At 71.9% G+C, this 18,228-nt stretch carries 9 protein-coding genes; 1 reads left to right on the forward strand and 8 read right to left on the reverse strand.

From position 1 onward, the window contains the following. Window positions 1–295: 295 nt before the first annotated feature. From AC3A57_RS15725 to AC3A57_RS15745, 5 genes are all read right to left on the reverse strand, one after another. A complete protein-coding gene (locus AC3A57_RS15725; protein WP_487579777.1) occupies window positions 296–1,747 on the reverse strand; it encodes an efflux transporter outer membrane subunit in 1,452 nt (483 codons plus the stop codon). Next, complete coding sequence (locus AC3A57_RS15730; protein WP_487579778.1) at window positions 1,740–4,910, reverse strand: efflux RND transporter permease subunit; 3,171 nt, start codon at window positions 4,908–4,910, stop codon at window positions 1,740–1,742. The genes AC3A57_RS15725 and AC3A57_RS15730 overlap by 8 nt, the downstream gene beginning before the upstream one ends. A 146-nt stretch (window positions 4,911–5,056) precedes the next feature. After that, on the reverse strand, window positions 5,057–6,271 hold the full coding sequence (locus AC3A57_RS15735; RefSeq protein WP_487579779.1) for an efflux RND transporter periplasmic adaptor subunit: 1,215 nt from the start codon (window positions 6,269–6,271) through the stop codon (window positions 5,057–5,059). Further along, window positions 6,268–7,218 (reverse strand): SDR family NAD(P)-dependent oxidoreductase, encoded by a 951-nt coding sequence (locus AC3A57_RS15740; RefSeq protein WP_221670753.1) that lies wholly within the window; start codon window positions 7,216–7,218, stop codon window positions 6,268–6,270. The genes AC3A57_RS15735 and AC3A57_RS15740 overlap by 4 nt, the downstream gene beginning before the upstream one ends. Beyond that, a complete protein-coding gene (locus AC3A57_RS15745) occupies window positions 7,215–7,742 on the reverse strand; it encodes a DUF2798 domain-containing protein (RefSeq protein WP_487579780.1) in 528 nt (175 codons plus the stop codon). The genes AC3A57_RS15740 and AC3A57_RS15745 overlap by 4 nt, the downstream gene beginning before the upstream one ends. Window positions 7,743–7,940: 198 nt before the next feature. On the opposite strand from AC3A57_RS15745, the gene AC3A57_RS15750 reads away from it, so the two are divergent. Further along, entirely contained in the window at window positions 7,941–9,098 is a 1,158-nt protein-coding gene (locus tag AC3A57_RS15750) for a LysR family transcriptional regulator (RefSeq protein WP_487579781.1), read from the forward strand. 214 nt (window positions 9,099–9,312) lie between these two features. On the opposite strand, the gene recD is transcribed toward AC3A57_RS15750, so the two are convergent. The 3 genes from recD to recC are packed head-to-tail and all read right to left on the reverse strand — an operon-like array spanning window position 9,313 to window position 18,094. Next, entirely contained in the window at window positions 9,313–11,145 is a 1,833-nt protein-coding gene (gene recD, locus AC3A57_RS15755) for an exodeoxyribonuclease V subunit alpha (protein WP_487579782.1), read from the reverse strand. Beyond that, the gene (locus AC3A57_RS15760) at window positions 11,142–14,717 is read right to left on the reverse strand and encodes a UvrD-helicase domain-containing protein (protein WP_487579783.1); all 3,576 of its coding nucleotides are present in this window, start codon (window positions 14,715–14,717) and stop codon (window positions 11,142–11,144) included. Before AC3A57_RS15760 ends, recD begins: the two co-directional genes overlap by 4 nt. Further along, window positions 14,714–18,094 carry an exodeoxyribonuclease V subunit gamma gene (gene recC, locus AC3A57_RS15765; RefSeq protein ID WP_487579784.1) on the reverse strand — a complete coding sequence of 1,127 codons (3,381 nt, stop codon included), beginning with the start codon at window positions 18,092–18,094 and terminating at the stop codon, window positions 14,714–14,716. The genes AC3A57_RS15760 and recC overlap by 4 nt, the downstream gene beginning before the upstream one ends. Window positions 18,095–18,228 lie beyond the last annotated feature (134 nt).

Consider the following 18,228-nt stretch of genomic DNA (forward strand, 5'->3'; position numbering starts at 1 on the left):
GCGGCGGGCGGGCCGCGCCGCGGGACGTCGCGACCGGACCGTCGGGTCGAGGAAACAGGTCGAGGAAAGCGGCCGCCCGGAGGGCCGCTGGGCCTCGGACGGCGGACCGGCCAGGCCGATCCGCCGCGGGACGACAAAAAGACCGGCGCCGGTGCGCGGCGATCGAGAGGGGAAGGGCCGCGCCGCGCCCCGGGAATCGCGCCGGTCAAGAAACCTATGCAGCACTCGCCGCGGCCGGACTATCGGCCGGGAGCGCTCATCGGCCCGCGGCCGACGAGCCTCCCCGCCGCGACGCTCAGCGCCCGGCCACGCTCTCGCGCACCGGTTCGCGGCCCGGCCAGCCGCCGGCCATCGCCTTGTACAGGGCGATCGCGCCGGTGACGCTGCGGGTGCGGCCATCGGCGAACGCGTCCTGGGCCTGCAACTGGGTGCGTTCGGCGTCGAGCACCTCGAACAGGTCGGCGGCGCCGGCCTCGTAACGCACCCGCGCCAATTGCGCCGCCTTGGCGCTGTCCTGCGCGGCGCGCTCCAGGTGCTGGTCCTCGACCCGCGCCCGGGCGTAGCGCACCAGCGCGTTCTCGGTGTCCTCCAGCGCCAGCAGCACGCTCTGCTGATAGCGCGCCAGCTCGCCTTCGGCCTGGGCGTCGGCGGCCTTGATCCGGGCGCGGACGCGGCCGATGTCGAGGAACGACCAGTCGATGCCGAGCGCGACCAGGCGGGTCTCGCTGGCGCGTTCGAACAGCGCGCTGGTGTCGATCGCCTGCGAGCCGATCAGGCCGCTGAGGGTGAAGCGCGGGAACAGGTCGGCGGTGGCGACGCCGATGCGCGCGGTGGCGGCGTGCAGGCGGTGCTCGGCCGCGGCCACGTCGGGCCGACGGCGCAACAGCTCGCCCGGGGTGCCGGCGTCGAGCCGGGCCGGCAACGCCGGCAGCTGCGCCTCGCCGTCGAGCGTGGCGATCAGCGCATCCGGGGTCTGTCCGCTCAGCACCGCCAGACGGTGCTGGGTGACCGCGACCTGGGCTTCCAGGTTCGGCACCCGGGCCAAGGTCGCTTCGAGCTGGGCGCGCGCGCGCGAGGTGTCGAACTCGGTGCCGCGACCGGCGTCGAAGCGCGCCTGCACCAGACGCAGGGTTTCCTTCTGGTTGTCGGCGTTGACCCGGGCGACCCGCAGGCGTTCCTGCAGGCCGCGCAGTTCGACGTAGCTGCGCGCGACTTCGCCGACGATCGAAACCTGCATCGCCTGCAGGTCGGCCGCGCTGGCCCAGGTCTCGGCGCGCGAGGACTCGATGCCGCGCCGGACCCGGCCGAACAGGTCGAGCTCCCAGCTGGCGTTGGCCTGGACGGCGTAGCTCTCGTTGTCGCGGCCGTCGTTGGACACGTTCGGCATCTGGTCCGAGCTGGAGCGCGACTCGCTGCCGCTGGCGCTGCCGGTGATGGTCGGGAAGCGGTCGAACTTGGCCCCGCGCAACAAGGCGTTGGCGCGGTCGTAATTGGCCAGGGCGATGCGCAGGTCGTGGTTGGCCGACAGCGACTCCTCGATCAGCCGGGTCAGCAGCGGATCGTTGAAGTTCTGCCAGAACTCGTTGTCCGGTTCCGGCGCGACGCTGCCGTCGGTGGCCGCGGCGGCGTCGCCGCGGGCGAACGAATCCGGCGTGGCCAGGGTCGGCCGGACATAGTCCGGACCGACCGCGCAGGCCGCCAGGGCCAGGCTCAACGCCGCGACGGCGGGGAGTTTCAGATTACGCATGAACCTTCTCCAGAGCGCTGTGGTGGTCGCCGTGCGAGACCAGCTTGGTCCCGACCAGCTTGCGCAGCGCGACATAGAACACCGGGGTCAGGAACAGACCGAACAGGGTCACGCCCAACATGCCGGCGAACACGGTGATGCCGGTGACCGAGCGGACTTCCGCGCCGGCGCCGTGCGAGAGCACCAGCGGCACGGTGCCGGCGATGAACGCGATCGAGGTCATCACGATCGGGCGCAGGCGCAGGCGGCAGGATTCCAGGGCGGCTTCCACTATCCCCTTGCCCTGCAGTTCCAGCTCGCGGGCGAACTCGACGATCAGGATCGCGTTCTTGCACGCCAGGCCCATCAGCACCACCAGGCCGACCTGCACGAACACGTTGTTGTCGCCGCCGGTCAGCCACACGCCGAGCAGGGCCGAGAGCATGCACATCGGCACGATCAGGATCACCGCCAGCGGCAGGGTCCAGCTTTCGTACAGCGCCGCCAGCACCAGGAAGGCGAGCAGGATGGCGAGCGGGAACACGATCAGCGCGGCGTTGCCCTGGCTGGCCTGCTGGTAGCTCAGGTCGGTCCACTCGATTTCCATGCCCTTGGGCAGGACCTTGCCGGCCACGTCCTTGACCACGTCCATCGCCTGGGCCGAGGACATCACCCGCGGATCCACGTCGCCGGCGATGTCGGCGGCCGGGTAGCCGTTGTAGCGCAGCACCGGGTCGGGGCCGAAGGTCTGCTTGACCGTGACCATCGAACCGATCGGCACCATCTCGCCGCGGTCGTTGCGGGTACGCAGGTTGGCGATGTCCTCGACGCTGTCGCGATAGGAAGCGTCGGCCTGGGCGATGACCTGCCAGGTGCGGCCGAACTGGTTGAAGTCGTTGACGTAGGCCGAACCCAGGTAGGTCTGCAGGGTGTCGAACAACTCGGTCAGCGGTACGCCCTGGGCCTTGGCCTTGACCCGATCGACTTCGGCGTCGAGCTGCGGCACGTTGGCCTGGTAGGTGCTGTTGGCGTAGCCCATGCCCGGGGTCTGCATGACCGTGCCCTGGAACGCGCTGACCGCGTTCTGCAAAGCGCCGTAGCCGAGGTTGTTGCGGTCCTGGATGAACATCTGGTAGCCCGCGCCGTTGCCCAGGCCGAGGATCGGCGGCGGCATCAGGGCGAAGCTGAAGCCCTCCTGGAAGCCGGCGATCTTCTGGTTCAGCTCGGCGGTGATCTCCACCGCGGTGCGGCTGCGTTCGTTGAACGGCTTCAGCGGCAGGAACGCCACGCCGGTGTTGGGCGTGTTGGTGAACTGCACCGCGTTCAGGCCGGGGAAGGCCATCGTGTTCTGCACGCCGTCGATCTTGCCGGCGACGTCGGTGACCTTCTTCAGCAGCGCATCGGTGCGCGCGATCGAGGCGCCTTCCGGCAGCTTGACCGCGGCGATCAGATACAGCTTGTCCTGCAGCGGGATGAAGCCGGCCGGCACCACCTTGAACATCAGGCCGGTCGCGACCAGCAACGCCGCATACACCACGAAAACCGCGCCGCGCTTGCCCAGGGTGCGCGATACCGCGCCCTGGTACTTCTCCGAACTGGAGTTGAAGAAGCGGTTGAACGGGCGGAACAGCCAGCCGAACAGGCGATCGATCAGGCGGGTCGGCGCGTCCTTGGCCGCGCCGTGCGGCTTGAGCAGGCGCGCGGCCAGGGCCGGCGACAGGGTCAGCGAGTTGATCGCCGAGATCACCGTGGAGATGGCGATGGTGACCGCGAACTGCTTGTAGAACTGGCCGGTGACGCCGGACAGGAAGGCCATCGGCACGAACACCGCGCACAGCACCAGGGCGATGGCGACGATCGGTCCGGACACTTCCTTCATCGCCTGGTGCGCCGCTTCCAGCGGGCTCAGGCCTTCTTCGATATTGCGCTCGACGTTCTCCACCACCACGATCGCGTCGTCGACCACGATGCCGATCGCCAGCACCAGGCCGAACAGGCTCAAGGTGTTGATCGAGAAGCCGAGCAGGTACAGCGCGGCGAAGGTGCCGACTACCGACACCGGCACGGCCAGCAGCGGAATGATCGAGGCGCGCCAGGTCTGCAGGAACAGGATCACCACCAGCACCACCAGCGCGATCGCTTCGAGCAGGGTGGTGACCACCGCCTTGATCGAGTCGCGCACGAAAATGGTGGTGTCGTACACCGCTTCGTACTTGATGCCCTCGGGGAAGCTCTTGGACAGGCGATCCATGTTGGCGATCACCTGCTCCTGGATCTCCAGCGCGTTCGCGCCCGGCGACTGGAAGATGCCGATGCCGACCGCGTTCTTGCCGTCGAGCTGGGAGCGCAGGCTGTAGTCGCCGGCGCCCAGTTCCAGGCGGGCGACGTCGCCGAGGCGGACGATTTCGCCGTCGGCGCCGCTCTTGACCACGATGTTGCGGAACTCTTCCTCGCTTTGCAGGCGGCCCTTGGCGTTGATCAGGGTCAGGAACTCGCTATTGGGCATCGGCTCGGCGCCGAGCTGGCCGGCCGAGACCTGCACGTTCTGCTCGCGCATCGCGCGCAGCACGTCGCCGGCGGTCAGGCCGCGCGAGGCGACCTTGTCCGGATCCAGCCATACGCGCATGGCGTAGTCGCCGCCGCCGAAGATCTGCGCGTCGCCCACGCCCTGCAGCCGGGCCAACTGGTCCTTGACGTGCAGGCGGGCGTAGTTGCGCAGGTACAGGGTGTCGTACTTGCCGTTGGGCGAGGTCAGGTGCACCACCATCAGGAACACCGGCGCCTGCTTCTGGGTCGTCACGCCTTGCCGGCGCACGTCCTCGGGCAGTCGCGCCAGCGCCTGGCTGACCCGGTTCTGCACGCGCACGGCGGCATCGTCGGGGTTGGTGCCGGGACGGAAGGTGACGGTGATCGCCAGCACGCCGTCGGAGCCGGCGACCGACTTGATGTACATCATGTCTTCGACGCCGTTGATCGCCTCTTCCAACGGCGTGGCGACGGTTTCGGCGATGACCTTGGGATTGGCGCCCGGATACACCGTGCGCACCATCACCGAGGGCGGCACCACTTCGGGATATTCGCTGATCGGCAGGATCGGTATCGCGATCAGGCCGGCGGCGAAGATCACGATCGACAACACCGCGGCGAAGATCGGCCGGTCGATGAAGAATTTGGAAAAGTCCATGAAGGATTCCTTGGTGCGGTTTGCGGCCGCATGAGTCCCCGGCCGCGCCCTTCGCGGGCGCGGCCTTCGATTGCTTTTGAACCGGGGCTCGAGCGTCAGGCCCGAGCGGAAACGCTGTCCGGTTCGGAAGATCGGCTAGTCGCGGGTCACTTCGACCCGGCCGCCTGCGCCAGCTGCGGACCCGGTGCCGGCGCGCCCATCGCGATGGTCTTGGGCGACACCGGCATGCCCGGCATGAACACCTTCTGCACGCCGTGGACGATGACCTTGTCCTGCGGCGACAGGCCGGAGGTGACCACGCGCAGGCCGTCGATCATCCGGCCCGGCACGATGTCCTTGCGCAGCGCCTCGTTCTTCGGCCCGAGCACGTAGACGTACTTGCGGTCCTGATCGGTGAGCACGGCCTTGTCGTCGACCAACAGGGCCTTGAAGTCGCCGCTGCCTTCGAGCTGGACGCGGGCGAACAGGCCCGGGGTCAGCAGGCGGTCCGGGTTCGGCAGCACCGCGCGGGCGCGGATGGTGCCGGTGCTGGGGTCGACCTGGTTGTCGGTGAAGTCGACCGTGCCCGCGTGCGGGTAGCCGGTTTCGCTGGCCAGGCCGACGCGCACCGGGTTCTTGCTGTCGGCGCGCTCGCCCTTGCGGGCCAGTTCCTGGTAGCGCAGGTAGGTCTGCTCGTCGCTTTCGAAATAGACGTACATCGGATCCTGCGAGACCAGGGTGGTCAGCAGGGTCTGGTCGGCCGAGGCCAGGTTGCCGACGGTGACCAGGGCGCGGCCGGCGCGGCCGCTGATCGGCGAGCGCACTTCGGTGAAGGTCAGGTCGAGCTGGGCCGAGGCGACCGCGGCTTCGGCCGCGCGTACCGCGGCGTCGCCCTGGGTGCTGGCGGCGCGGCGGGTCTCGAACTCTTCGCGCGAGATCGCCTTGGCCTCGACCAGGGTCTGGGCGCGCTTGTCCTGGGTCTGGGCCAGGCGCGCCTCGGCGCGCGCGCGCTCGAGCTCGGCCTGGGCGCGGGCGAGTTCGGCGCGGTAGCGGCGCTGGTCGATCACGAACAGCAGGTCGCCCTTCTTGACCTCCTGGCCTTCCTTGTAGGCGACGCGCTCGACATAGCCGCTCACCCGCGGACGCAGCTCGACCGTTTCGATCGCGCTGACCCGGCCGGTGAATTCGTCCCACTGCCGGACCTGCTTGTTCAGCACCTGGGCGACGCTGACTTCCGGCGGCGGAGGCATGCCTTCCGGCGTGGCGGCCTGGCTGCCGCAACCCACGCCGACCAGGGCGATGACGATGCTCGCGGCCAGCGCGAGCACGGAGGGTCCGACGCCGGTGCGGGCGGAGCGGACGAGAGATTTGCGAGTGCTCATCGGGGGGTGGGTTCCTGTTTGGGATTCTTGGTGGTCAACGACTTCAACAGCGCACGCGCGTCCTGCAGACAGCGTTGCGCCTTTTCGTCCGATGCGCAGTCCGGATCTTGCGCATCCGTCGAAGGCGTCGACTTGGGGAGGATGGAGCGGGCGGTGGGATCGGAGTCGCTGGCGGGCTGCGAGCGCGCGGGCTCGTCGCGGGCGGGCGGAAGCGGAACGCGCGCGCCGCCGCGCGGCGGCAGTTCCGGCGGCGACAGACGCAGCGCGTAGGGCACGATCGGGCGCGGCAGTTCGCCGCTGACGTCGTGCTCGACCAGGGCCAGGGCGCGCTGACCGACCGACAGCGCGCTCGGCCATTCGGGGCAGGAATGGCGTTGGTTGAACTCGGTGCACACCGGCGTGTCGACGGCGAGCAACTGCACCCGCACCGACAACTGGCGCGCTTCGTCGTGCAGCACGCGCGCGAGCATGCGCAGCGCGGCGGCGCCGATCGAGCGGTGCCCGTAGCCGGCCCAGGGATGCTCGCTGCCGGGACCGCCGATCAGCACGTAGGTGCCGCCGCGATCGTATTCGGCCAGCAGAGGCAGCAAGTGACGCGCCGCGGCGAGGTGGGGGAGGAGGTCCTCGTCGAGCTTGCGGCGCAGAAACTCGGCCGGGTTGTCGAGCAGGCGGCCGCGTTCGGCGTTGCCGCAGACTGCGGCGACCACGCCGGCGAGCGGGCGGCCGAGCTTGCGCAGCGCGCGCGCGAGCTTGGCGCCGGCGGCGTCGTTGGCGACCGAACCGGCGATCGTGGTCAGGTCGGCGTGGGGGTAGCCGGCCTTGAGCGCCTTCAGTTCGGAGGCCTGGCGCGCGACCGCGACGACCGGCCGGCCGCTGTCGATCGCGGCCTGGACGACCCCGCGGCCGACGCCGCCGGTGGCACCGAGTACAACCAATGGGGCTTTCATTGTCCCGCTCCCGGGACTTTCGATCCCACAACCGGGATGATCCCATGACGCGTGTCACCCTCGGAATGACCTCGGGTGTAATACGCCAGCAGGGCGCCGACGGCCGGCATCAGCAGCATCGCGGCGGGCAGGGCGATGGTGAACGCGAGCACCCAGGCCAGCATCCAGGCCTCTTCCGGGCCTTGGGCCAGGCCCTGGCGGAACACGACCACGGCCAGCCCGATCAGGGCGGACATGGCCACCAGCATCAAAGGTAGAAAAGCGAATCGGGCTTGACGGGGGGTCAACATGGCGGGGGCCTCGTGTCGATCTGCGGCACAGAGTAGACAGGCCAATGGCACTTGATTAGCCACTGATTCAGGGAATAATTGTCCCGACATCGGGCCAATACCCCGGGTACCCTCTTGATCGCACCGCGTCCGGCCCCCAAGCCTGGAGCGCAGGCAAGGGGAGGCTGTCGCCGGCGCAGGAGGCGCCGCACGGCCGGGACGACGACATCCGCTACTGTCGCCGCCGCGCGCCATCCACGGCAGTGGACGGGATCAGTCGGCCGCGGTGACAGACGTCATCGCCGCCGGCCCGTTCATGCACAGACGCTGTCGCGTGGTTACTCGATCATCCGCTTTCGCGCTTTCGTTCCAGCACCGGCGGCCACGGCCAGGCCGCATCGCACGACACCGCAAGTGCGGCATCGCCAACATTCGCAAAGGAGGCCATCCCCCATGGCTCACGATCTCAACGACACCCTGATCTTCGTCAAAGTGGTCGAAAGCGGCAGCTTCATCGCCGCCGCGCGCGCGCTGCGCCTGCCCAAGACCACGGTCAGCCGCAAGGTGCAGGAACTGGAAACCCGTCTCGGCGCGCAGCTGCTGCATCGCACGACCCGCAAGCTCGGCCTGACCGAGGCCGGCAACCTGTACTTCGAACACTGCCAGCGCATCGCCCGCGAACTGGCCGAGGCCGAGAGCGCGGTCGGCCAGTTGCAGGGCGGCCCGCGCGGCTGGCTGCGGATCACCGCGCCGTACTCGGTCGGCATCACCTGGATCGCGCCGCTGCTGGGCGAGTTCCATGCGCGCCATCCGGAGGTGCGGGTGGAGATGAACCTCAGCAACGACACCGTCGACCTGATCGACAAGGGCATCGACGTCGCGCTGCGGGTCGGCGACCTGCCCGATTCCAACCTGATCAAGCGCCGGCTGGCGATCTTCCGCACCCAGATCTACGCCAGCCCGAACTACCTGGCGCGCCACGGCGAGCCGCTGCACCCGGACGACCTGCGCCACCACCGCACCCTGGCGATGCCCAAGTCGCGCCGCAACAACGAGTACGTGTGGACGCTCAGCGACGGCGAGCGCAGCGTCGACTACGTGATCGACCCGGTGATGGTCGCCAACGATCCGGGCCCGCTGCGCGGCGCGCTGCTGTGCGGCGAGGCGCTGATGCTGGCCGCCGACGTCACGGTCAAGGCCTTCGCCGAGCAGGGCTACGTGCAGCGCGTGCTGGCCGGCTGGACCGGGCCGGAATACGAGTTCAACGCGGTGTTCCCGCGCGGCCAGGTGCAGTCGCCCAAGGTCCGCGCCTTCATCGACTTCCTGGTCGAGCGGCTCAACTTCGACGCCGACTACATGCAGGTGCTGTGCCCGGACGCCAAACGCTTCCGCAAGGCCTCCGAGGAAGCCGAAGCGGCGCTGGCGCACGGGCTGGCCAAGGAAGCCGGCGAGTCGCGCACGATCGCGGTGCCGGTGGTGGAGGCGATCGAAGCCATCGCCGAAGCGGTGGACGCGCGCGGCGGCAAGGTCCCGGCGCGCGCGGCCAAGGCGACGCCGGCCGATGCGCGCCGCGACGATACGCCCAGCGACGAGGACGCGGCGCTGGTTTGAGGCGCGATGGGGGCTGGTTTGCGCAGCGCGCTCGGACTAAGAGCAAATCCCCCCTAGTCCCCCTTTTTCAAAGGGGGGAATTCGTTGGGTGAGAACGAAGCGGCGGTCGCTATCATCGCGTCTCCACCGCCCCTGCTGTTTCCCCCCTTTGAAAAAGGGGGGCCAGGGGGGATTTGCTGTTGCTGTTGCTGCTGTTGCTGCTGTTGCCGCGGTCTCACCCGCCCAACCGCCACGCCAGCCCCGACACCCGCGCCGCGTGCCGCGACAGCGCCTGGCGCAGCACCGCCTCGCTTGCGGCCAGATGCAGTTCGCGCCGCGCCCGGGTCAGGCCGGTGTAGATCAACTCGCGCGACAGATGGCGCGCGTCCTGGCGCGGCAGCTGCAGCCACACCGAGTCGAATTCCGAGCCCTGCGATTTGTGCACGGTCATCGCGAACGCGCCGCCGTGGGCGGGCAGGGCGGAGGGATGGAACGGCCGCGCGCCTTCGCTGCCGCCGGCGAACCAGGCCAGGACCGGCGCGCCGGGCAGGTCGCGGCCCTGGTCGTCGCGCGCGCGCAGGCACACGCCGATGTCGCCGTTGAACAGGCCGTGGCGGTAGCTGTTCTCGGTGATCAGCAGCAGGCGCCCGTGGAAATAGCTCGGCCGGTGCGAGCCGGCCAACGCCTCTTCGATCCGCGCATTGAGCGGCGCAGCGCCCTGGCCGCCGTCGCGCAGCGCGGTCAGCAGGCGCAGCCGCGACGCCAGGGCCAGGGCCTGCAGCGGATCGCGCGCTTCGTTCAGCGCGCGCCAGGCCGGCAGCAAGGCCTCGCGGCCGGCGCCGGCCAGCGGGTCGTGCAGGTCTTCGTGGAAATGCACCCCGGCCAACTCGCCGCCGCGCAGCAGAGCCAACGCGGTGTCGGCGTCGCCGTCGCGCACCGCCGCCGCCAGCGGCGCCAGGTCCAGGCTCTCGGCCTGGCGATAACCGCGGCGCAGATGCACCCGGCAGGCGCCCAGCAGGCCGGGGTCGGCGCGCACGGGCAGCTCGCCGAGCAGGGGCCGCAAGCGCTCGGCGAGCGGCCCCGGCAGGCCCTCGTCGTCGCCGGCGGCGTCGACGATCGCCGCGAGCACGTCGCCGGCTTCCACCGAAGGCAACTGATCGCGATCGCCGAGCAGGATCAGGCGCGCGCCGTCGGGCACCGCCTCGACCAGCTTGCACATCAACGGCAGGTCGACCATCGAGGCCTCGTCGACCACGATCGCGTCGCAGGCCAGCGGGTTGCGCGCGTCGTGCTTGAAGCGCGCGCTGTCGGGCACGCTGCCGAGCAGGCGGTGCAGGGTGCTGGCCGAGGCGGGCAGCGCCGCAGCCAGGCCCGGCTCCAGCGCCTGCAGGCCGCTCGCCGCCAGGCGCAGGCTTTCGGCCATGCGCTCGGCGGCGCGGCCGGTCGGCGCGGCCAGGGCGATGCGCGGCGCGGCCACCCCGTCCAACCGCGCCTGGGCGATCAACAGCGCCAGCAATCGGGCGATGGTGGTGGTCTTGCCGGTGCCGGGGCCGCCGGTGGCGATCAACAGCGATTGCAGCAGCGCCAATGCCGCCGCGCGCGCCTGGCGGTCGCCTTCGCGCGCCTGCGGGAACAGGGCCGCGAACAGCGGCGCCAGCGCGGTCAGGTCCGGCGGCGGCGGCGCCTGCGCGGCGATCCGGCGCAAGCCCTGGGCCAGACGGCGCTCGTATTCGCGATAGCGGCGCAGGTACAGCAGGCCGCGCTCCAGCACCAGCGGCGCCTCGGCATCGGCCGGCTGCGCAGGCTCCGGCGTGGCCACCCAGCGCGACTGCGCCAGCGCCTCGCGCCAGGCCTGCGGCTCGGGCCAGTCGAGCGCCGCTTCGCTGTAGGCCTGCGGCTGCGCCGGATCGAACCCGGCGTGGCCGCGCGCGATCGCCTGCGAGGCCAGCGCCGCCGCGGCCAGCACCGGGTCGGGCGTGTCGCGGTCGAGCCGGCGCAAGGCCTGGGCCAGGGCATGGTCGACGGTGCGCAGGCTGCCGTCGCGCAGCAGCGCATCGAGCAGGCTCATGCGCTGACCCCGTGGCCGGCGAACAAGCCGTCGATCGCCTCGACCAGCGCCACCGGCGGCACGAACGCGCACACCCCGGCGGCCGGATCGGCCGGATCCAGGCCGCGGCAGAACAGATAGCGCACGCCGCCGAAATCGCGCGCGTAGTCGTAGGCCTCGCCCAGGCGGAAGCGCAGCCAGCGGTGCAGGGCGACGGTGTAGATCAGCGACTGCAGGGTGTATTCGCTGTCGGCCATCGCCCGCTCCAGTTGCGCCGGCTCGTAGCCCGGCAGGCGATTGGTCTTGTAGTCGAGCACGTAGTAACGGCCGTCGTGAGCGTAGACCAGGTCGATCTTGCCGGTCATCAGGCCGTCCAGGCGCCGGCGCAGACCGAAGCCGCGCCGTTCGCGCAGCCAACCGTGGGCATGCAGGGTCGCCAGCAGCGCATCGACCGGCACCGACTCCAGGGCGAAGTGGAATTCCATCTCGGCGCGCTGCGCCGCCTCCGGCAGCGCGCACAGGCGCGCGCCTTCGGGCAGGGCCGCAGTCAGGGTGCGGCCGACCAAGCCGGCGAGCAGGGCCACGCCGTCGTCGAGGTCGGCCTCGGCATAGCCTTCCTTGCGCAGCGCCTGCACCAATAGCGCAGCCTGGTCCGGCGCCAACACGCTGTCCTCGCGCCAGTCGCTCCAGCGCTGGAAATCGACCCGTTCCAGGGCTTCGTGCAGGACATTGCCGAAGCGGCTGCCGGAGAAACGCGCATCGCCCGGCGCCAGCAACACCGGCGCCGTCTCCGGCTCGTCCTCGGCGCCGCGTTCTTCGGCCGCGGCGGCGCGGTCGTCCTCCTGGGTCAACTGGGTGAAGCTGTACACCCACCAATCGCGCGCCGGCCCGCCGCGGCGCGCGACCCGCGCCGGCGGCACCTGTCCGCTCGGCGACGGCGGCAACGGCCGCGGCGGCGCGCCCAGCGCCGCATCGTCGAGTTCGATCGCCCGGGGCCAAGCCGCGGCCAGGGCGTCGAGGTCGCCCAGCATCGGCTGCAGCGGCGACTCCGCACTGCGGTACAAGGGGCCGCAAGCGATCCACAGCGCGTGGCGGGCGCGGGTCAGGCCGACGTAAAGCAGGCGCGCGTCTTCGGCGCGCTGTTCCTGCGCGGACCGGTCGAAGGCCTGCTTCCACTCGGGCGCGCCGGCGACGCTGAGCTCGGTCTTCAGCTGCAGGACCTTGCCGTGCACGGGGTCCGGGTACTCGCACCAGCGGCCTTCGCGCGGTTCCTTGCTCATCGCCACGAACGGCAGGAACACCAGGCCGAACTCCAGGCCCTTGCTCTTGTGCAGGGTCAGGATCTGCACCCGGCGCGCGTCCGACTCCAACCGCAGCTGTTGTTTCTCGTCGCTGTCGTCGGCCTCGGCGATGCGCAGGCGCAGCCAGTCGCGCAGGCCGTGCAAGCCGAGCGCGCGGGTGTCGGCCTCCTGCAGCACTTCGCCGAGCTGGAGCAGATTGGTCAGGCGCCGTTCGCCGTCGTCGAGCGCGAGCAGGCGCGGCGCCTGCGCCGCGCACAGGTCGGCGACCAGGGCCAGCGGCCCGTGCCGCTGCCAGCGCTCGCGCCACAACAGGGCCTGCGCCTGCCGCTGCGCCTGCTCGGCCTCGTCCTGCGCCAGGCGCGCGATCGCCGCGCCGTCCAGGCCGATCAGCACGCTGGCCAGGGCGGTGCGCAGACGGCCGCCGTCGCCGGGCTGGAGCAGGGCGTCGAACAGGTTCAGCAGCTCCTGCGCCTGTTCGGTCGCGAACAGGCTGCGGCGGCCGGCGGCGACCGCCGGAATGCCGGCCGCGGTCAGCGCCTGCTGGATCCGCGCCGCTTCGTCGTGGCTGCGCACCAGCACGGCGATGTCGGCCGGCTGCAGCGGCCGGCCTTCGATCGACGCCCGGCCCTCGCGCGATTGCGCCAGCCAGGCGTGGATCGCGGCGACGCAGGCGCGCGCGGCCTGCTCGCGCGATTCGCCTGCGTTCCACTCGGCCTTCTTGCGTCCGTCCCCGGGCGCCGGCAGACGGCGCAGGGTCAAGGCCGGCGCGATCGCGCCATCGCGCGACAGATCGGCGTCGGCGACCGCGCCGCCGGGGGCGACCTCGCGGAAGCGGATCCGCTCGTCGACGAACGCGGTCGCGCCGGCCTGCGCGTACAGCGCCGAGACCGCCGCCAGCAGCGACGGCCGCGAACGGAAGTTGTGCTCCAGCGGCGGCGCGGCCTCGGCCTGGGCGGCCGCGCCGAGGTAGGTGTGCACGTCGCCGCCGCGGAAGCCGTAGATCGCCTGCTTGGGATCGCCGATCAGGAACAGCCCGGCCGGGGCGGCGCTGCGCGGACCGAACACGCGCTCGAAGATCGCCCACTGGCGCGGGTCGGTGTCCTGGAATTCGTCGACCAGGGCCACCGCATACTGCTCGCGCAGGCGCTCGGCCAGGGCCTCGGCGTGCGGGCCCTGCAGGGCGTCGTAAACGTCGTCGATCAGGTCGTCGAAGCTCTGCACCCGGCGCACCCGCTTGAGTTCGGCCAGGCGCGCGGCCGCGGCCTCGCGCAGGCGGTGCACCAGCGCGATCGCCTGCGCGTCCAGCCACTGCGCGCGCACGCGCGCCGCGTCGAGATAGGCGGCGACCGCGTCGAACAAGGGCGAGGCCGGCGTCGAAGCGTCCTTGCCCTTGTTGGTCTTGGCCGCCAACTGGGCTGGGGTGAGCTTGTCCAGGCGCGGGTCGGGCGCCTGCGCGGCGTCGCCGTCGGCGCACCAGCGCTCGAGCAGGGCCCAGGTCTCGCGCGGCAGGTTGGCGCGGTAGCTGTTGCCGTTCAGCACCTTGGCCGCGATCGCGGCCTCCAGCGCGATGCAGGCGTCTTCGCCGTGGGCGCGGAACGCGTCGCGCAAGGCCTGCGCCGCCGCTTCCAACGCCGGCAAGGGATCGGCCGTCTCGGCCGGCATCGGCGGCAGCAGCAAGGGCGTGCGCAGCAGCGCGCCGAGGTCGGCGGCCAAGGCCTCCGGCCCGCCCGGCCACTGCCGCGACAGCAGTTCGGCCGCGGCGGCCTGGTCGCCGAACGCGCGCCACAGGTCGACCGCGATCTCGTCGAGCAGCTCGCGTTCGCTGCCGATCATTTCCGGTGGCGCGAACGGCTGCCCGGTTTCCAGCGCATGCTCGGCCAGCACCCGCGCGCAGAAGCCGTGGATGGTGACCACCGCGGCCAAATCCATTTCGCGCGCGGCGCGCTGCAGGCGCTCGCGCAGCGCCGCGGCGCCTTCGGCTTCGGCCTGGGCTTCGACCAACTGCCGGGTCAGGGCGCGCTCGGCGTCGTCGCCGGCGCGGGCCAGGGTCGGATCGTCGGCGGCGATGCGCGCGGCCAGCAGCAGGCGCCGGCGCAGGCGTTCGCGCAGTTCCTGGGTGGCGGCGTCGGTGAAGGTCACCGCGAGAATCTGGCCGATGCGCAGGCCGCGCTCGATCACCAGCCGGGTGACCAGGGTCGCCAGGGTGTAGGTCTTGCCGGTGCCGGCGCTGGCCTCGATCAGGCGCAGGCCGTCCAGCGGCAGGTCGAGGAAGGGATCGCGCGCCGCGCTCATGCCGCGTCCTCGTCGCGGCCGAACACCACCGCGCCGAACACGCGCCGGGCGATGTCGCGGAACTGCTCGCCCAGCTCGGGATCGGCGAACGGGTCGCGCCCGCGCAGCGCCAGCAAAGCGCCCGGCGTGCCCGCCTCGGCCCAGCTGCGCGGGCTGCCGCGCCATTGGTTCTCGGCCTTGTTCCAGCCGGCGTCGCTCCAGCCCTGCGGATCCTGCAGCGCCGCCTCGTACCACAGCCAACCGGCGCGCGGCAGGAACGGCAGCGGCTCGCGCAGGCCGTAGTCGCGCAGCCGCAGCAAGGCCTGCAAGGCGGCGCGCGCCTGCGCCGGCGGCACCGGCAGGCGCAAGTGCGGGCCGGGGCCGGCGTCGGTCTCGGCGAACTGGGCCAGCGGCCGCGCGTCGCCGAGCGCCGACAGCACCAGCCAGTCCAGGCCGTGGGCGATCTGCGCCGGCCCGTGCACGCGGTCGAAGCGCAAGCGCGCCAGGCCGCCGCGATACAGCTCGTCGAGCCGTCCGGACAAGCGCCGGCCGTCCAGGTCGAGGGCGAAGTCCAGGGTCTGCGCCTCGCCCTCGCGCCAGCGGCCGAACGCGTCCGCGTACGGGCGCACCTGGCCGAGCAGGGCGTCGAGCTGGCGCCGGCCCAGCGGCCCGGACGGCAGCAGGGCGCGCGCGCGCAGTTGCGCCTGCAGACGCTCGCGGTCGACCGCGCCGGCGCCGCTCAGCAATTCGTCGAACACCGCCCGCTGCAGTTGCTGGCGGAACAGGCCGGGGCCGGGCAGCACCAGCGGCTCGACATCGTCCTCGGCCTCGATCCGATCCGGCAGGCGCAGGCCCAGGCGCTGGCGCAGGAACGCGGTCGGCGGATCGCGCAGGAAGGCGCGCAGTTCGGCGTAGGCGATCTCGTCCTCGCTCGCGGCCGGCGCCAGCGGCTGCTCCAGCCAGGGTCCGATCGGCGCGCGTTGCTGCGCGCCGGCGTCGACCGCGGCGCGCCATTCCTCGCGATAGCTGAAGCGGCGCGGTTCGGGTTCGCCCTCGCGCTCGCCGGCGCCGAACGCGGCCGCGGCGAAAGGCTGCAGCGGTTGCCTGACCACCAGGGCCTTGCGCGCCTGCGCCGGGTCGGCGTGATAGCGCGCGGCCACGTCGAGCAGTTCGGCGATCAAGGCCGACGGCTCGCGCTGGCTGCCGTCGCGCGGATCGGCGCCAAGGTAGCTCAGATAGAAACTGTCCGAAGCCGCGGCGAACAGCTGCAGGAACAAGAAGCGGTCGTCGTCGCGCAGCGAACGGTCGCCGTGGCGGCGCGCGGCGGTGCCCAGTTCGGCGGCGAGCCGGTTGAGGCCGCCGGCCGGATCGCGGCGCGGGTAGTCGCCGTCGTTCATGCCGAGCAGGCAGATCACCCGGAACGGAATCAAACGCATCGGCACCATCCGGCCGAAGCTGATCCCGCCGGTCAGCAGCGGCGCGCGGGTATCGGCCTCGGCCAGCGCGGCGCGAAAATGCGCGCGCACCACTTCCGCCGGCACCGTGGTTTCCACCTCGGCCAACGCGGCGTCGCGGGCGAAGCTTTCGATCAGGCTGCGCAGGCGCTCCAGGGTGCGCTGGTCGGCGCCGCCGCGCGGGCGCTCGGGCAGCAACGCGCGCAGCAGGCCGAGCAGGCGTTCGGCCCACTGCCCCGGGCTCAGCTGCGCATCGAGCGCGCGCTCGTGCCGCGCCAGCACCCGCAGCAAGCGGATCAGGGCATCCAGCGCGTCGAGCGAGGCGCCTTCGAGTTCGGCGTAAGGCGCGATGCCGGCGACCAGTTCGCCGTGGCCGTCGTGGTCGTGGCCGACCGCGTGGCCGAGCAGCAAACGGTCGAGGGCGAAGGCCCAGGTGTAGGCGTCGTCGCCGGGCGCGTCGTGGCGGCGCCGGTGCGCGGCGTCGATGCCCCAGCGCGCGCCGGCGTCCTGCAGCCAAGTGCGCAGACGGTCGAGGCCGGCGCCGTCGAGCCCGGCCTGTTCGGCGATCGCCGGGGTCGCCAGCAGGTCGAGGATTTCGCTCAGGCCGAAACGCGACACCGGCAGCGCGAGCAGGCGCAGGAACACCTCGGCCAACGGCTCGGCGGCGAGCGGGCTGACGTCGGCGAGCGCATAGGGGATGTAGCCGGCGCGCCCGGCCAGGCCGCCGAACACCGCGGCGATGTGCGGCGCGTAGGGGTCGATATCGGGCGCCAGCACCGCGATCTCGCGCGGCTGCAGCGGCGGATCGAAACGCCGGCCCTGCGGCGAGTCCGGATCGAGCAGGGCCTGCAGTTGGTCGTGCAGCACCTGCACTTCGCGCAGGCGGGTGTGGCAGGCGTGGACCTGCAGGCTGGCGTCGTCGCGTTCGACTTCGGCGCGCCACGGCAGCAGCGGCGGCGCGCGCCGATGCAGCAGGTCGCGCTGAAGCCTCTGTAGCAGGCTGTCGCGCGCGGGGTCGTCGTGGCGGCTGTCCTCGGGGTCGGCATAGGCGGCGATTTCGCCGGAGGGATGCACGACTTCGTAGCCGCCCAGCACCGCCATGAAATCGCGCCCGGCCGAGCCCCAGGCCTGCAGCAAGGGGTTTTCTTCCTCGTCCGCGGCCGGCGCGCCGCCGGCGGCGTCGAGCCGGCGCAGGCGTTCGCCGTAGCTGCTCAGGTCGCCCCAGTACTTGCGGGTCGGGGTCGGCAGGTAGAAGTGCAGGGTGCCGGCGTGGGCCTGGGTCGCGATCACCCGCAGCACGTCGGGCGAGACGTTGAGGGTGGCGAAGGCGAACAACCGCGGCGGCAGGCCGCGCGGCGCCGGCGCCTGGTCGCCGCCGAAGCGCTGCAGGTAGTCGTCGATCCGGCGCGCGCGGTAGCGGCGGCCGGCGGCGACCTTGCGCCACAGCGCCGCCTGCGGATCGTGGCGCTCGCCGCCGGCGTCCCAGGCCAGCAGCCAGTCGCGGCGCCAGGCCTGGTACTTCTCGAACAGCGAAGCCAGCTCGCCGGCCAGCGACCAGGCCTTGAGCGGGTCGTCGCCGTCCAGGTAGGCGCGCAACGGCGCCAGCGCCGGCTCGCGCCACTGCGCCGGCTGGGCCAGGGTCGCGTACAGGCGCCAGCGCATCGCCGCGGCGTCGAGGTCGTCCTCGTCGCCGGGCACGTTGGCCTCCAGCGCGCGGCGGACGAATTCGCCCGGGGTGAGGAATTCGAGGTTGGCGGCGATGCCGTAGGCCTGGGCCAGGGTCGCCTGCAGCCAGCGCCGCATCGCCACCTGCGGAATCAGGATGGTGTCCGGCGCGAGCAGGCCCAGCCCCGGCGCCGGGGTGCGCAGTTCCTGCGCCAGCAGCCCGGCGAGCACGTCCAGCGCATTGGAATGGTAGAGACGGAAATCGGCGCGCGCGGGCATCGCGACATCTTGCCGCAAGGGCGCGCGCTGCGCTGCGGCAGGGTGTGGCGTTTGCGGGGCGCGGGGGTGGAGCCGGCGGCCGAAGCCCAAAGCAAATCCCCCTGCCCCCTTTTTCAAAGACGGGAATCTTCGGG

The sequence above is a fragment of the Lysobacter sp. Soil_C_15 genome (assembly GCF_057657315.1).

Coding starts and splice junctions, on each gene's coding strand:
- AC3A57_RS15725 (WP_487579777.1), bottom strand. CDS start 1,747: ATGCGTAATCTGAAACTCCCCGCCGTCGCGGCGTTGAGCCTGGCCCTG.
- AC3A57_RS15730 (WP_487579778.1), bottom strand. CDS start 4,910: ATGGACTTTTCCAAATTCTTCATCGACCGGCCGATCTTCGCCGCGGTG.
- AC3A57_RS15735 (WP_487579779.1), bottom strand. CDS start 6,271: ATGAGCACTCGCAAATCTCTCGTCCGCTCCGCCCGCACCGGCGTCGGA.
- AC3A57_RS15740 (WP_221670753.1), bottom strand. CDS start 7,218: ATGAAAGCCCCATTGGTTGTACTCGGTGCCACCGGCGGCGTCGGCCGC.
- AC3A57_RS15745 (WP_487579780.1), bottom strand. CDS start 7,742: ATGGCGCGCGGCGGCGACAGTAGCGGATGTCGTCGTCCCGGCCGTGCG.
- AC3A57_RS15750 (WP_487579781.1), top strand. CDS start 7,941: ATGGCTCACGATCTCAACGACACCCTGATCTTCGTCAAAGTGGTCGAA.
- recD (WP_487579782.1), bottom strand. CDS start 11,145: ATGAGCCTGCTCGATGCGCTGCTGCGCGACGGCAGCCTGCGCACCGTC.
- AC3A57_RS15760 (WP_487579783.1), bottom strand. CDS start 14,717: ATGAGCGCGGCGCGCGATCCCTTCCTCGACCTGCCGCTGGACGGCCTG.
- recC (WP_487579784.1), bottom strand. CDS start 18,094: ATGCCCGCGCGCGCCGATTTCCGTCTCTACCATTCCAATGCGCTGGAC.